The organism is Allobosea sp. ASV33, from assembly GCF_016428755.1.
Classification (GTDB): domain Bacteria; phylum Pseudomonadota; class Alphaproteobacteria; order Rhizobiales; family Beijerinckiaceae; genus Allobosea.
In genome coordinates this window covers 1-14,908 of record NZ_JAELTI010000017.1, presented here as the reverse complement: position 1 = coordinate 14,908, position 14,908 = coordinate 1, and the positions used below count along the sequence as shown (strand labels likewise).

Annotated in this window: 13 protein-coding genes and 1 pseudogene; 8 read left to right on the top strand and 6 right to left on the bottom strand. The window is 66.2% G+C overall.

Features of this window, described 5'->3' with window-relative positions:
• Window positions 1-2 precede the first annotated feature (2 nt).
• The 5 genes from JHD80_RS07675 to JHD80_RS07655 all read right to left on the bottom strand — a co-directional run bounded on the left by JHD80_RS07675 (window position 3) and on the right by JHD80_RS07655 (window position 6,692).
• Window positions 3-827 (bottom strand): M55 family metallopeptidase, encoded by an 825-nt coding sequence (locus JHD80_RS07675; protein WP_199085787.1) that lies wholly within the window; start codon window positions 825-827, stop codon window positions 3-5.
• A gap of 96 nt (window positions 828-923) precedes the next feature.
• Window positions 924-2,540 carry an ABC transporter substrate-binding protein gene (locus JHD80_RS07670; RefSeq protein ID WP_199085786.1) on the bottom strand — a complete coding sequence of 539 codons (1,617 nt, stop codon included), beginning with the start codon at window positions 2,538-2,540 and terminating at the stop codon, window positions 924-926.
• Between the two features lie 150 nt (window positions 2,541-2,690).
• Entirely contained in the window at window positions 2,691-4,283 is a 1,593-nt protein-coding gene (locus JHD80_RS07665; protein WP_199085785.1) for an ABC transporter substrate-binding protein, read from the bottom strand.
• A 284-nt stretch (window positions 4,284-4,567) separates the two neighbouring features.
• Complete coding sequence (locus tag JHD80_RS07660) at window positions 4,568-5,233, bottom strand: GntR family transcriptional regulator (RefSeq protein WP_199085784.1); 666 nt, start codon at window positions 5,231-5,233, stop codon at window positions 4,568-4,570.
• Window positions 5,234-5,285: 52 nt separating this feature from the next.
• On the bottom strand, window positions 5,286-6,692 hold the full coding sequence (locus tag JHD80_RS07655; RefSeq protein ID WP_199085783.1) for a flagellar biosynthesis protein FlgA: 1,407 nt from the start codon (window positions 6,690-6,692) through the stop codon (window positions 5,286-5,288).
• A gap of 150 nt (window positions 6,693-6,842) precedes the next feature.
• Here JHD80_RS07655 and JHD80_RS07650 point away from each other — a divergent pair, with 150 nt between their 5' ends.
• From JHD80_RS07650 to JHD80_RS07625, 6 genes are all read left to right on the top strand, one after another.
• A complete protein-coding gene (locus JHD80_RS07650) occupies window positions 6,843-7,877 on the top strand; it encodes a 4-hydroxythreonine-4-phosphate dehydrogenase PdxA (RefSeq protein ID WP_199085782.1) in 1,035 nt (344 codons plus the stop codon).
• A gap of 123 nt (window positions 7,878-8,000) precedes the next feature.
• A complete protein-coding gene (locus JHD80_RS07645; RefSeq protein ID WP_199085781.1) occupies window positions 8,001-8,996 on the top strand; it encodes a Bug family tripartite tricarboxylate transporter substrate binding protein in 996 nt (331 codons plus the stop codon).
• A 194-nt stretch (window positions 8,997-9,190) separates the two neighbouring features.
• Window positions 9,191-9,679 carry a tripartite tricarboxylate transporter TctB family protein gene (locus tag JHD80_RS07640; protein WP_199085780.1) on the top strand — a complete coding sequence of 163 codons (489 nt, stop codon included), beginning with the start codon at window positions 9,191-9,193 and terminating at the stop codon, window positions 9,677-9,679.
• 18 nt (window positions 9,680-9,697) lie between these two features.
• Window positions 9,698-11,209 (top strand): tripartite tricarboxylate transporter permease, encoded by a 1,512-nt coding sequence (locus JHD80_RS07635; protein WP_199085779.1) that lies wholly within the window; start codon window positions 9,698-9,700, stop codon window positions 11,207-11,209.
• 54 nt (window positions 11,210-11,263) lie between these two features.
• Window positions 11,264-12,181 carry a dihydrodipicolinate synthase family protein gene (locus JHD80_RS07630; RefSeq protein ID WP_199085778.1) on the top strand — a complete coding sequence of 306 codons (918 nt, stop codon included), beginning with the start codon at window positions 11,264-11,266 and terminating at the stop codon, window positions 12,179-12,181.
• Between the two features lie 133 nt (window positions 12,182-12,314).
• Window positions 12,315-13,034, top strand: a complete 720-nt coding sequence (locus JHD80_RS07625) for a ribonuclease activity regulator RraA (protein ID WP_199085777.1) — start codon at window positions 12,315-12,317, stop codon at window positions 13,032-13,034.
• Between the two features lie 28 nt (window positions 13,035-13,062).
• Here JHD80_RS07625 and JHD80_RS07620 read toward each other — a convergent pair whose 3' ends face one another.
• Window positions 13,063-13,536 (bottom strand): hypothetical protein, encoded by a 474-nt coding sequence (locus tag JHD80_RS07620; protein ID WP_199085776.1) that lies wholly within the window; start codon window positions 13,534-13,536, stop codon window positions 13,063-13,065.
• Between the two features lie 216 nt (window positions 13,537-13,752).
• On the opposite strand from JHD80_RS07620, the gene JHD80_RS07615 reads away from it, so the two are divergent.
• Window positions 13,753-14,409, top strand: a complete 657-nt coding sequence (locus JHD80_RS07615; RefSeq protein WP_199085775.1) for a helix-turn-helix domain-containing protein — start codon at window positions 13,753-13,755, stop codon at window positions 14,407-14,409.
• Window positions 14,410-14,537: 128 nt separating this feature from the next.
• Window positions 14,538-14,908 (top strand): annotated as a pseudogene (locus JHD80_RS07610) (cytochrome-c oxidase, cbb3-type subunit I); the annotation flags it as partial.

Genomic DNA, 14,908 nt, shown 5'->3' with positions numbered 1-14,908 from the left:
ATTTATTGCAATGTCGAGCTGTAGCCCAGCGCAAACACCAAAAAGCGCTGGAGATCAAGGATGTCGTCCGCGATATAGCGGATTGTAAACGCATCGGTCCGTTCCACGGCCTTCAGCATGGCGAGATATTCGACCGGCTGGCGGAACAGGAAATTGACCTCGAGCGTGATCGGGCCGGCGATCCGGTAGGGCTTGATGGAGGCGCGCCGCGCGATGGCGCTTTTCACGCCCGCCGCAATCAGCTCATAGGAGGCTTCCGGCATCAACGTGCGCGCGGATTGGCGGCTATGCGCCCATTTCACCGTCACGCCCTCGATATCGGGCAGGAACTCCTTGGTCTCGGCGATGGTGGCGTCGTCGCCGCTGACGAGCAGCACCGGCACGTCGAAATGCCCTGCAATGGCGGCGTTGATGCCGGCCTCCGGCACGGAGATGCCGTTGACCCTGACCTCTCGCAGGCAGGCGCTGCGGAAGGTGTGGGCGAGCACGCCCTCGGGATTGGTCGCGCCGGTATGGTAGCCGATGAAGAGCGCGCCGTCATAGGCGCCGCTCTCGACGCCCTGCATCATCGAGAGCGGTCGCGGATGGGCCCGCACGAGCTGGACCTCGCGGGGTAGCCGCTCCAGCAGCAGGTTCTGCGCCCGGCCATGGCTGTCGGCGATGACGACCTCGCTGGCGCCGCTGTCATAGGCGGCTCGCGCCGCGGCGGTGACGCTGTCGGTCATCCAGACGCGGGCCGCCTGGTATTCGAAACCCTCCACCAGGGTCTGGTCGCGGGTGACGACGCCGGCGATGCCTTCGATATCGGCGGAGATGTAGATGCGCATGGCGAGGGAGCTCCGGGGAAGCGCCGCGCGGCCCGAATGTCCGCGCAGAAGGAGACCGCGGCAGCGATGGCTGCCGCGGTGAAGTCATCCTGGGAATTACTTGGCGATCGAGACGCCGTAGAAGGGCTGCCCACCGAAGAAGTGGATCTTGTAGTCCTTCACCTCCTTGCGCACCGGCGTGAAGGCCTGCGCATTGGCGAAGAGCAGGCCCGCCACATCCTCGTGGAACAGCTCTTGGAAGCGCTTGTAGAGCTTCGCACGCTCGCCCTGGTCGGTGATGGTGCTCGCCTTGGCGAGCGCGTCGGAAGCCTCCTGGTTGCACCAGCGGGCGCGGTTGGCGCCGCTCTTCACGCCCTCGCAGGTCCAGCCTGAGAGCAGGATCTGGCTCGGATCGGGATAATCCCAGGTATAGCCGAACATGCCGACCTCATGGTCGCCGGCGCGGCCGCGCTTGAGATACTCGCCCCATTCGAAGGTCTGGATCGTCGCCTTGACGCCGATCTTGGCCCAGTCCGCCTGGATCAGCTCGGCCGCGCGCCGGCCGTTCGGCATATAGGCGCGCACCACCGGAATGGCCCAGAGCGTCGTCTCGAAGCCGTTTTCCAGCCCGGCTTCCTTGAGGAGTGCCTTGGCCTTTTCGGGATCGTAGGGACGCGGCTTGAGATCGGCATCATGCGACCAGAGCGAGGGCGGCACCGCCGCTGCCGCGATCTTGCCGGTGCCCTGATAGACCGCGTCGATGATCGCCGGGATATTGGTCGCATAGGCCAGGGCCTCGCGCACCCGCTTGTCGCCGAAGGGCTTCTTCTGCTGGTTGAAGGCGAGGAAGCTCTGGTCGGCGATGCTGCCCTGCAGGAGGTTGATCGCTGGTTCGGTCCTCATCGCCGGCAGGTCGCCGGGGTTGGGATAGCGCGCGATCTGGCACTCGCCCGAGCGCACCTTGGCGAAGCGCACGGCGGCGTCGGGCGTGATCACGAAGATCAGGTCGCTGACCAGCGCCATGCGGTCGCGGTTGCCGACGGCCTTGGTCCAGTGGTCCGGCACCGCCTTGAAGCGGATGACGGCGTCCTTCTGGTAGGAGACGAGCGAGAACGGCCCGGTGCCGATCGGCGCGAAATCGATCTGCTCCGGCGTGCCCGCCTTCAGCATCGCAGCCGCGTATTCGGCCGAGAGGATCGACATCGGCTCGACCGAAAGCGCTGAGAGCAGTGGCGAGTTCGGCTTGGTCAGAGTCAGCTTGACCGTATAGTCGTCGACCTTCTCGATCGACTTGAAGCTCGGCTGCACGATCTCGGCGAAGAAGCCGAAATTGCCGCTGCCGACCTTGTTGAATGGGTTGCTCGGGTCGAACATGCGCCCGAACGAGAAGATCACGTCATCGGCGTTGAAGTCCCGCGTCGGCGTGAAGGTCTTGCTGGCGTGCCATTTCACGCCCTTGCGCAGCTTGAACGTATAGGTCAGCCCGTCGTCGGAGGTCGTCCAGGACTCGGCTAGGCTCGGGATGATCTGCGAGCCGCCGCGTTCCGTCGCGGTCAGCCGCTCGTAGATCTGTGCGGCGACGTCATAGGCGGTGTTCTGGCCGCTGAATTGCGGGTTCAGATAGTCGGGGCTGGCCTCTGAGCAGACCACGAGCGCCTGGGCGCTGGCGATGGCGGGCAGCATCAGGGCACTGAGCCCCAGCGTGAGGGCAAGGGAGCGGGCGCGAACGGACATGGGCGATTCTCTCGGGAGAGGCAGGGGAGACGGATCGGGCGCGGGGCATCGTGCCCCATCGTCTCCGCCTCCCGAAACGCGGCCCCGGCGGGGCCGCGTCGTTTGGCATGCATCAGCCGCGCCAGGACGGGGCGCGGCCGGTAGCGCGGCTCACTTGCCGATATCGACGCCGTAGAAGGTGTGGCGGCCGAACGGCGAGAGCTTGAAGTCCTTCACCTCCTTGCGGACGGGCTTCAACTGCACCGCATGCGCAATGGTGAACCAGGGCGACTGCTCCTTGAAGATCACCTGCGCCTGCCGGTAGAGCTTCTCGCGCTCGGCCTGATTGGTGACGGTCTTCGCCTTCACCACCAAATCCTCGAACGGCTGGTAGCAGAACTTGGCGACGTTCGAGCCGTTGGTCTTGGCGGACTCGCAGCCCAGCAGCGTGTGCAGGAAGTTGTCCGGATCGCCGTTGTCACCGGTCCAGCCGAGCATGCCCGTCTGGTGCTCGCCCGCCTGCATGCGCTTGCGGTACTCGCCCCATTCGAAGCTCTTGATCTCGGCCTTCACGCCGACCTTGGCGAGATCCGCCTGCATCAATTCGGCGATGCGCTTGGCGTTCGGGTTGTAGGGGCGCTGCACCGGCATGGCCCAGAGGTCGATCTCGAGGCCGTTCGGATAGCCGGCCGCGGCCAGCTCCTTCTTGGCCGCCTCCGGATCGTAGGGGTCGTCCTTGATGGTCTCGTTATAGGACCACATCGACGGCGGGATCGGATTGGTCGCCGCGACGCCGCTGGAGAGATAGACCGCGTCGATGATCGCCTTCTTGTTGATCGCCTTGTTGACGGCGCGGCGAACCTTGACGTCGTCGAAGGGCTTCTTGGTGGTGTTGTAGGCGAGATAGCCGATGTTCAGACCGGGCTGCTCCAGGATCTGGACATTGGCGTCCTTCTTGATCGCTTCGAGATCGGCCGGGTTCGGATAGGGCATGACATGGCATTCGCCCTTCTGGAGCTTGGCCCAGCGCACCGAGGCGTCCGGCGTGATCGCGAAGATCAGGTCGTCGATCTTGGCCTTGCCGGCCCAGTAGTCGGGATTGGCCTTGTAGCGGATGATCGCGTCCTTCTGGTACTGCACCAGGGAGAACGGGCCGGTGCCGACCGGGTCCTGGTCGAGCTTCTCGGGCGTACCCGCCTTCAGCATGGCATCGGCATATTCCTTCGACTGCACGCTGGCATACTGCATGGCGAGGTCGGCGAGGAACGGCGCTTCCGGCTGGTTCAGCGTGATCTTGACCGTGTAGTCATCGACCTTCTCGACCGACTTCAGCAACTTGGGCATGCCCATGTCGTTGAAATAGGAGTGGTTCGAGCTGGTCACCTTGAAGAACGGGTGATCTTCCTTCCACTGCCGCTCGATCATGAAGATGATGTCATCGGCATTGAAGTTGCGCGTCGGCTTGAAGTTCTTGTTGGACTGCCACTTGACGTTCTTGCGCAGGTGGAAGGTGTAGGTCAGGCCATCCGCCGAGATGTCCCATTTCTCCGCGAGCGCCGGCTCGACCTTGGTGCCGCCGCGCTCGAACTGCACGATCGTGTCGTAGATCTGGGTGTTCGCATCGAAGGACGTGCCGGTGGTGTTGACGCTCGGCGCGAAATTCTCGGGGCTGCCCTCCGAGCAATACACCAGCGTCTTCGCCATCAGCGGCTGCGCCGCCATCAGCGCGGAGGCCGACAGCGTCGCCAACAGAATTTTCTTCATGGATGTCTCCTTGAACGCCTCATCCGCCCTCGTCAGGCGATGAACGGCCCCGTTGTATCGGAAGCTCCTGGGGCGAAAGTCCCCGGGCTGCCTTGTCTACAGCTTATTGAAAGAAGACCGGCGCGGATAGTCGTCTCGGGGGGCTTCGCAGCCTGCCCCGAGGGAAGGGTAAACGGCTGTGCGGGAACGGATTTCGGTTGGGGCGGAGAGGCGTTTGCCGGCTGCTCGGAGCTTAGCCGAAAGTCTATGATTTCCGGAGCGAAGCCGGTGTTCCGAATAGGCCTTCAGAGAACGTCGCGCACCCGGACCAGCGTCGTATCCATATGACGGCCGATCGCCTCGGACAGGGCATCCCCGTCGCGCTTGAGCAGGGCCGCGATCATGTCCTCGTGCTCGGCGACCGCGCCGGCCCATTTCTCCGGGCCTTCATTGCCGACGAAGCGCAGGCGCTTGATCCGCGCCTGCAGGGTGGTGTGCATCTCGGCGAGGACCGCATTGCCGGACGCGGCGACGATCGCGCTGTGGATCGCCTGGTTCAGCTTGAAATAGTCGAGCCGGTCGCGCGTCGCGTAGAGCGCGAGCATGTCCTTGTGCAGCTTGTGGATCGCCTCGATGGTCGCGTCGCTGGCCTGCGCGCAGGCGATCCGGCCGCCGAGCTGCTCCAGGCTCTTGATGACTTCGAGGATGTCGGCGAGGTCGCGCGCCGTGAACTTGCGGACGATCGCGCCCTTGGCCGGCAGGATTTCGACCAGCCCCTCGCTGGCGAGCGTCTTGATCGCCTCCCGCAAAGGCGTCCGCGAGACGCCGAGCTGGGCGCCGACCTGGCCCTCGTTGATGCGCTGGCCGGGAGCGAGCCGCCCCTCGATGATCATGTCGCGCAGACGCTCCAGCACCTCGTCATGGAGGGTCCGCCGCATGATCGGGGTATAGTCGGCCGCCGTCTCGCTCATCGTTGCTCCACTGTTCCCGGCCGCTCCGTTACGGCATGCGGCTTCCGCGCTGTCAAACGGACGTGCCGTTCTCGGCCGCAAACAGCGCATCCTGCCGCTGGCGCATCGCCAGCAATCCGGAATCCGCCGGGATTGCGACATCGCCGAGGCGGATCGCCTCGCCAGCCTTGACGGCCCGGACCAGCGTCCGGTCGGCGACGAGATAGAACGGCGCGGGGCGATCGTCCGCCAGCGCTGCCGCTGGCCTCACCTCCGCACCGACGCCGTCGATGCTGTGATGGTGCCCGCCCATCGTCAGGATCGTTCCGGCCGCGAGATCGCGCTGCGCCACCGCGACGAGGTCCTGCCGCGGCTGGTAATCGTCGCCATAGCCCGAGCGGCCGAGGCCGGCAGCATCGAGGATCGAGGTCGCGACCTCGACGCCGAGCAGATGGCGCGGCAGGTAGAGCGCCGCCGTCTTGCCGCTGCGGCCGACGACATGGCCCTTGCCGGCCAGCATCTCCCAGGTCTCGGCATTGTCTGAGCGTACGACGATAAAGACGCCCCCGGCGAAGCTCGCTTCCTCGGCGAGCCTCAGATGATGGAACACGTCGATCCGGCGCGTGCCGCCCATCAATCCGCCTTCGGCCAGCTCTGCGAAAAGATCGGCCAGCTCCGGCACGCGGGCCGGCGGCGCGTGGAAGCCGGCGGCATCGGCCGAGAAGCCGAGCGCATTGGCGACGAGCGTCATCTCGCAGAGATCGGGCACGGCCCTCAAGGGGAAGGCCTCGCCGAGGATGCGCGCCCGTTCCGCCGCGGTGGCGACGATGGAGCGTTCGCCCGGCAGCCAGTGTTCGCGGAGCGCCGGCAGCGAGCGGGTCACGCCGTTGCAGGTGACGTCGCCGGTCGCGGCGTCGAGGACAAAATCATATTCGCTCGACTTGCCGGCGGCGATGATCTCGAGGCCGATCACCTCGGCCCAGCTCGCCAGGGCGATCAGCAGGCTCGGTTGGTCGCCGTCGACGGGCGTCACCACGACGCCCTTGTCGCGGGCCAGCCGCGCCAGCCCCGGCCCGACGACGCTGTCGGCTTCCTTCGAGACCAGCGCGACATGGCGGCTGGCATCGATCGCAGCGAGGCTGTGCCGCGTTGCGGCTTCCGGGCTGCCGGTCGCTTCGACGAGGAGCGCGAAGGGTAGCTCCATGACGACGTCGAGGCTCGCCGCAGCGACGCATTTGCCGGCATTCCAGGCAGCCTTCGCCTCAGCCACGGTCTCACAGAGTGTTATGTCGGCAGGCCCGAAACCGGCCGCCGCGAAGGCTCTGCCAGCGGCTTCGGCCGTCACGTCCACCGCGATGCGCGCATTGACCAGCCGCGTCCGGCGCGATTGCGCGAGATAGCTGCGACCGAAGCTGCCGCTGCCGACCAGACAGGTTTCGGCCGGCTGGGTGATCCCGGCGTATTGCGCATGAAAATTCATCGGCCCTCCTTCGGCGCGGCAACTCCGCAGCTTGCGCCTGCCGAATGACTACATCGGTTTCAATATGCTGCATACAGCATACTTGAGCGAGCGAGCGCCCTGTGTTAGCCAACGGAGCCAGAAGAGCGGACAGGCAGCGGAGTGGCGGCCATGAGTGAGCGGACGAATGACGCCTTGCCGGTGATCGCCGTGGCGATGGGCGATCCCTCCGGCATCAGTCCCGAGCTGACGGCCCGCATCCTGTCGGAGGCCGATCTGCGCAGCGCTGCCCGCTACGTTGTGTTCGGCGACAAGCGTCTGCTTGATCTCGGCATCAAGGATGGCGGCGCCGACCCGCAGGTTCAGGTCGTCAAGGACGGCGAGGCGCTGCCGCTTGGTGACAAGCCCGTCTTCGTCGATCTCGCCAACCACGATCCCGCCGACCTCAAGCGCGGTACAGCGACACTGGCCGGCGGCAAGGCTGCGACCGAGAATTTCCGCCGCGCGCTGCAATTCGCAGCCTCAGGCCAGGCCGATGCGGTGTTCTTCACGCCCTTCAACAAGGCGGCGATGCGCTTCGCCTATCCCGGCTATGACGACGAGATCCGCTTCGTGCGCGACGCCATCGGCTTCGAGGGCGCGGCGAGCGAGTTCAACATCCTCGACACGCTCTGGAACGCCCGCGTCACCTCGCATATCCCGCTGTCCGAGGTCGCGGAGAACATCACGCAGGAGCGCATCCTGCGGGCGCTGACGCTGGCGGATGCCAATCTGCGCGCCGCCGGCTTCAACCCGCCGCGCATCGCTGTCGCCGGCATCAATCCCCATGCCGGTGACGGCGGCAATTTCGGCCGCGACGAGATCGAGACGATCGAGCCGGCGGTGAAGGCGGCCAAGGCCAAGGGCTTCACGGTCGAGGGGCCGTTCCCGTCGGATACCGTCTTCCTGCGCGCCAGGAACGGCGATTTCGACGCCGTGCTGACGATGTATCACGACCAGGGCCAGATCGCGATGAAGCTGATCGGCTTCGACCGCGGCGTCACCCTGATCGGCGGTTTCCCCTTCCCGATCTGCACGCCGGCCCATGGCACGGCTTATGAGATCGCCGGCAAGGGCATCGCCAATCTCGGCGCGACCCGCGCCGCGCTCGCGCTCGCCATCAAGATGGCCCAGGACGGAAAGGCCAAGGCCCGCGCGGCGGCCTGATACCCGGGCATCGGGCCGAAAAGTGGAATGCACTTTTCGGGACGACCCGATGCCGACCCAACGTTTTCGACAAAGCCGCCGGCAAGAGCGGCCTTGCAAGATCAAACCCTAGGGAGAGAAACCATGAAGACCATTGCCATTTCGGCTGCGCTCACTGGGGCGCTCGCGCTTGGCGGCATCGGTGCCGCCCAGGCCTGGGAGCCGACCAAGCCGATCGAGTTCGTCGTGACCTCCGGCGCCGGCGGCGGCACAGACAATTTCGCCCGGATCATCCAGTCGATCATCACCAAGCACAAGTTCACCGAGCAGCCGATCGTGGTGGTGAACAAGGGCGGCGGCTCCGGCGCCGAAGGCTATGTCTACGGCAAGGGTGGCAAGGGCGATCCGAACCGCGTCATCTTCGGCACCAACAACGCCTATCTGCTGCCTTACGTCGCCAAGCTCGGCTACAAGGTCTCCGACCTGACACCGGTCGCCGCACTGGCGCTCGACGAGTTCCTGCTCTGGGTCAAGGGCGATGCCCCCTACGCCGACGCCAAGAGCTATATCGAGGCGGTCAAGGCGAAGCCCATGGGCTTCAAGATGGGCGGCAGCCAGTCCAAGGACACCGACCAGACGCTGACCTCGATGATCCAGGATGCCACCGGCGTGAAATGGATCTATGTGCCGTTCCAGGGCGGCAGCGCCGCGGCCGTGCAGCTCGCCGGCGGCCATATCGACTCCAACGTCAACAATCCCAACGAGAATATCGGCCAGTGGAAGGCCGGGCAGGTGAAGCCGCTCTGCGTCTTCTCGCCGGTCCGTCTCGCCAAGAGCGATGCGGTCTTCGAGGGCAAGGGCTGGGGCGATATCCCGACCTGCAAGGAAGCCGGCCTGCCGCTCGAGACCTTCCAGATGCCGCGCACCGTCTGGCTGCCGGCCGAGGTCCCGGCCGATGCCGTGACCTATTATGCCGGTCTGCTGGAGAAGGTCTCCAAGACCCCGGAATGGCAGGAATTCGTCCAGCGCACCGCTCAGACGGCCAAGTTCATGAAGGGCGCGGAGCTCGCCGATTTCGTCGCCAAGGACGAGGCGGCGAACAAGAAGGTCTTCGAGAACGAAGGCTGGGTCGCGAAGTAAGCCCTCGCAATCCGCACGTTCCGATCAGCCTCGGAAACGCGCGGTCATCCCGGGCTTGACCCGGGATCCATGCCGGAACCTTCATCGGGGCCGCTCAGGCATGGATCCCGGATCAGCGCTTCGCTTCGCCGGGATGACCACCCTCTCCTTAAAGCCGTGCCTTCCCGCCGCTCCCGCAAGGAGGAACCCACCGCATGATCACCCGCTTCTGGGCCGAGATCGGGACCGCGATCCTGACGCTCGTCTTCGGGCTCGTCATCGTGAAGGGCTCGCTCGAATTCGGCATCGGCTGGGATACGTCCGGCCCGCAGCCCGGCGCCTTTCCCTTCTATGCGGGGGCGCTGATCGCGCTGGCGAGCCTCGGCACGCTTGCCGTAACGGTCGGCCAGCGCGTCGCCGGCAAGGCTGCGCTCGCGGAGGCCTTCCTCGACGCCGAGCGCGGCAAGCGCGTGCTGTCCTTCCTGCTGCCGCTCGTCGCCTTCGTCGTGCTGAGCGTGACGCTCGGCATGTATGTCGCGACCATCCTCTACCTCGTCTTCGCCATGCGCTTCCAGGGCGGCTATGGCTGGCTGCCCAGCCTTGTCACGGCTCTCCTGACAGCGGCCTTCTTCTATTTCGCGCTCGAGAAATTCTTCCAGATCGGCCTGCTCAAGGGCCCGATCGAGCCGCTCATCGGCCTCTGAGACGGCGGGGATATCAGCATGGACAACATCGCCAACCTGATGCACGGCTTCTCGGTCGCGCTCACCACGCATCATCTCTTGCTGATGATGGCGGGCGTGCTGCTCGGCGTGCTCGTCGGCGTGCTGCCGGGGCTCGGTGCGCCCAACGGCGTCTCGCTGCTCCTGCCGCTGACCTTCTCGATGGACCCGGTCTCGGCGATCATCCTGCTGACCTCGCTCTACTGGGGCGCGCTCTTCGGCGGCTCCACCACCTCGATCCTGTTCAACATCCCCGGCGAGCCCTCGTCGGTCGCGACGACCTTCGACGGTCACCCCATGGCCAAGCAGGGCAAGGCGACCGAGGCGCTCTCCTTCGCCTTCCTCTCGGCCGGCTTCGGCGCGCTGGCCGGTGTTATCCTGATCACGCTGCTCTCCGGCTGGGTCGCGAAATTCGCTTTGCGCTTCTCTTCGCCCGAATATTTCGCCGTCTATTTCATGACATTCGCGAGCTTCATCGGGCTCGGCGGCGCCTCGCCCTTCAAGACGGTCGTGTCGATGGCGATCGGCTTTGCGCTCGCGACCATCGGCATGGACTCGGTCTCCGGCAATGTCCGCCTCACCTTCGAGTTCGACGTGCTCTTGGCCGGCGTCAGCTTCCTGATCGCGGTCATCGGCCTGTTCGGCATCGGCGAATTGCTGCTGACGATGGAGGAGGGGCTGAAATTCGAGGGCGTCGCCGCCAAGGTGCGTATCAGCGATGTGCTGCGAACCGCCGCGAAATTGCCACGCTATTGGCTCGCCCTGCTGCGCTCGGCGCTGATCGGCATCTGGATGGGCATCACCCCGGGCGGGCCGACGGCCGCCTCCTTCATGAGCTACGCCATGGCCAAGCGCTCCTCGCGCAACCCCGCCAAGTTCGGCAAGGGCGAGCCCGAGGGCGTGATCGCGCCCGAGACGGCGGACCATGCCGCCGGCTCCGCCGCCATGCTGCCGATGCTGGCCCTCGGCATTCCCGGCTCCGCGACCGCGGCGGTGATGATGGGCGGCCTGATGATCTGGGGCCTCAATCCCGGCCCGACGCTCTTCACCGACCGGCCGGATTTCGTCTGGGGCCTGATCGCCTCGATGTATCTCGGCAATGTCGTCGCGGTCGTGGTCGTGCTGGCGACGGTGCCGCTCTTCGCCTCGATCCTGCGCATTCCCTTCTCGATCATCGGGCCGATCATCGTGGTGATCTGCTTCATCGGTGCCTTCACCGCCGCGAGCAAGGAATTCGACATCTGGCTCGCGCTGGTCTTCGGCCTCGTCGGCTATCTCTTCAAGAAGCTCGACTATCCCATCGCGCCGCTCGTGCTCGCCATGGTCATCGGCGACAAGGCCGAGGATGCCTTCCGCCAGTCGATGATCTTCAGCCAGGGCTCGCTCTCGATCTTCTGGTCGAACCCGCTGGTCTCGACGCTGATGGCGATCGGCCTCGCGCTGCTGGTCATGCCGGTCATTGGCTCGCTCGCCCGCCGCTTGCGCGGCACCAAGGCCGCCGGCACTGTCTGACAGCCGTACCGCCCGTTCGCTTTCCGCCCTGTCCGCCCCCGACGAGATGACGCCATGACCGAACCTTACAAGGGCATCCTGCCGATCGCGCCGACCATCTTCCATGAGAATGGCGACCTCGATATCGACGGCAACAAGCGCGTCATGGACCTGATGGTCGATCAGGGCGTCGACGGCATCTGCATCCTCGCGAATTTCTCGGAGCAGTTCCTGCTGACCGACGAGGAGCGCGATCAGGTGATGCGGCTCTCGCTGGAGCAGGTCTCCGGCCGCGTGCCGGTCATCGTCACGACCTCGCATTTCGCGACCCGCATCGCCGCCCAGCGCGCCAAGGCCGCCGCCGATGCCGGCGCCAAGATGCTGATGATGATGCCGCCCTATCACGGCGCGCTGCTCAAGGCCGACGAGCAGGGCATGATCGAGCATTTCAAGGCGGTGGCCGATGCCTGCGGCATTCCGATCATCCTGCAGGACGCGCCGCTCTCGGGCGTGACCATGACCGTGCCCTTCATGATCCGGCTGGCGAAGGAGGTCCCGCTTGTCCGCTATTTCAAGATCGAGGTGCCCGGCACCGCGAACAAGCTGCGCGCGCTGATCGAGGCCGGCGGCGACGCCGTGGTCGGCCCCTTCGACGGCGAGGAGGCGATCACGCTGATGGCCGATCTCGATGCCGGCGCGACCGGCACCATGACCTCGGCGATGATCCCCGACTTGATCAAGCCGATCCTCGCGGCCCATGCTGCGGGCGACCGCAAGCAGGCGGCGGCGCTCTATGCCCGCGTCCTGCCGATCATCAACTACGAAAACCGCCAATGCGGCCTGCGCTCGGCCAAGGCGGTGATGAAGGAGGGCGGCGTGATCAAATCGGAGGCCGTGCGCCATCCTTTGACGCCGCTGCACCCGAAGACCCGCGAGGGCCTGATCGAGCTGGCGCGCGAGCTCGATCCGCTGGCGTTGCGCTGGGGCAAATAGGCGGCGGCCCGAGGGGCAGGGGCGGGTTGCGTATTTCGCCGATCGCTTCGTCTTTACAAACCGGGGCGGATCGCGGGAACCTCTCCCTTGCCTGCCGCCCGGCGGGGAGCCACGGACGTCGGAGGGTGAACGCATGCCCAGTCTCAAGCCGGAAACCCGCGAGAAGCTGCGCACGGTCTCCGTCGCCACGCTCTGCACCGCCCTGTTCAAGCGGGGCCTGCGCAACCAGTTCATCCAAGATGTCCGCCCGCTCAATCCCAGCGCCGGCACCATGGTCGGCGAGGCCTTCACCCTCCGCTACATCCCGGCGCGCGAGGACCTGAACCCGCTCTCCGTCTTCCAGGACCGCGCCCATCCGCAGCGCAAGGCGGTCGAGGATTGCCCGCCCGGCGCCGTGATGGTGATCGACAGCCGCAAGGACCCGCGCGCCGCGTCGGCCGGCGGCATCCTCGTCTCGCGCCTGATGAAGCGCGGCGTCGCCGGCGTCGTCACCGATGGCGGCTTCCGCGACTCCTACGAGATCGCGGGGCTGCCGTTCCCGAGCTATCACAACCGGCCATCCTCTCCGACGAACCTGACCCTGCATCAGGCGATCGACATCAACGTGCCGATCGGCTGCGGCGATGTTGCGGTCTGGCCCGGCGATGTCGTGGTCGGCGATGCCGAGGGCGTCATCGTCATCCCCGCCCATCTCGCCGACGAGGTCACGACTGAGGCGGTCGAGATGACCGCCTTCGAGGATTTCGTCACCGAGGAGGTGCTGAAGGGCCGCTCGATCCTCGGCCTCTACCCGCCGACCGAAGAGCAGAGCAAGGTCGATTTCGCGGCGTGGCGGAAGGCCAACGGCCGCTGAGCGGGATTGCCCTTCGGTTTGAGGCAGGTCAATTGGGGGCTGTCGGCGCCAGTTGCGCCCGGCCCAGAACCATCATCCGGTCGACCTGGAAGCCTGAGCGCTGGAGCGCGTCATGGTCCTGCGGCCAGGCGGCGGAGCGCTCCAGCGAGATCGCGATCCGGGGCAGGTCGAGCTCGACCGCGAGCTGGTTGGCGAAGCGCAGCAGCGCGTTGACCAGATGCGTGCCCGGCAGCCGGAGCATCGCGAGTTCCGAAATTTCCAGCGCCGCGCCGCCCGCGATCGTCTGCGCGACGCGGAAGGCGAAGACCGCATGCGGCATGGCCCGCGCGTCGCGCAAGGCGAAGACCCCGCGCGGCCTTGCGCCGTCCTGCGAATGGTCGCGCACGAATGCGGCCCAGCCCTCCGGCGTCACCTCCGGATACAGCATGGCGACGAGGCCGAAGACCGTGTCGGCGCCGGCCGGCGCGATGCGCGCGACCTCGAAGATATCATCGCCCGTCACCGTGACCTCTCCCGAATTCAGGGCCGCACGGTGGTTGCGTGGGGCCTGCCGTCGCATTGATCTGGATCAATTTCGCCGGCTGCGGCGCCAAGCGCGCTTTGTGACCCTGTCCGCCTCGGCTATGATCGCGTCGACAAGCGGGAAGATGCGATCGTGAACTGTCACCCCTCGGCCTGTAGCGCCGCACATCGCGGCGAAGGCAATTGCCGCAGCTGCATGGTTCGCCTGGTCAGCGTCTGCGCGTCGCTCTCCGACGATGAGCTGGCGCTGCTGGAATCGCTGGCGCATCCCACGCATTTCGCCTCGGGCGAGACGCTGTTCACGCAAGGGCGCGAGGCGCATTCGGTCTACAACGTCACGGCCGGCGTGGTGCGGCTCTACAAGCTTCTCTCCGATGGCCGCCGCCAGGTCGTCGGCTTCGCGCTCCCGGGCGATTTCCTCGGCCTTGCCATGCGCGATGCCTACGGCTTTTCGGCCGATGCGATCGGCGAGGTCGCGGCCTGCGCCTTTTCGCGCGGCGCCTATACCGCGCTGGTCGACGCCAAGCCGCATCTGCTGAAGCGCCTGCACGAGTTCGCGACGCATGAGCTGACGCTTGCCCATGAGCAGATGATGCTGCTCGGCCGCCGCACCGCCGAGGAGAAGCTGATCTGCTTCCTGCTCGGCATGCAGCAGCGCTGGGCCAGGCTCGGCAAGCCTTCGGTCACCGTGCCCCTGCCGATGACGCGGCAAGACATCGCCGACTTCCTCGGCCTGACCATCGAGACGGTGAGCCGCACCTTCACCCGCCTCGCCAAGGACAAGACGATCCTGATCGTCCCCGGCGGCGTGCGCGTGATGAACCCCGAGCGCATGAGCGCCGTCGCGGCCTGAGCCTGCGCGACCGCGCCGCACCCTGCACGGCGCCGCTATTGACCTGAATCAACGCCCCTCCGGCCCCCGCCCGTTAAGCCTTCCGCGATTGGCGCGCTCATGCGCCGGCGACGAAGCGGGGTTCGAAGGTGACGGCAACGGCAAGCCCTGTCAGGCAGGCAACTGTCGGCGAAATGATCGGCATGCTGATCGCGGCGGCCTGCGTGCTGCCGCTCATCATCATCGCGGCGCTCACGGAAAACGCCGGCTACGCCTTCCACGCCATGCTCGGCGTCCTGGCATCCGTCGCCGCGATCGTCCTGATCGCCAATCGCTGCTTCGACGGCACAGTCCCGGTCGAGCCGCAGGAGATCGACGGCAAGCCCAACTACAATCTGGGGCCGGTCAAGTTCGCGACCGTGGCCGCCATGGTCTGGGGCATCGCCGGCTTCGCGGTCGGCCTGCTCATCGCCTCGCAGCTCGCTTTCCCGGCGCTGAATTTCGATCTGCCCTGGATCAA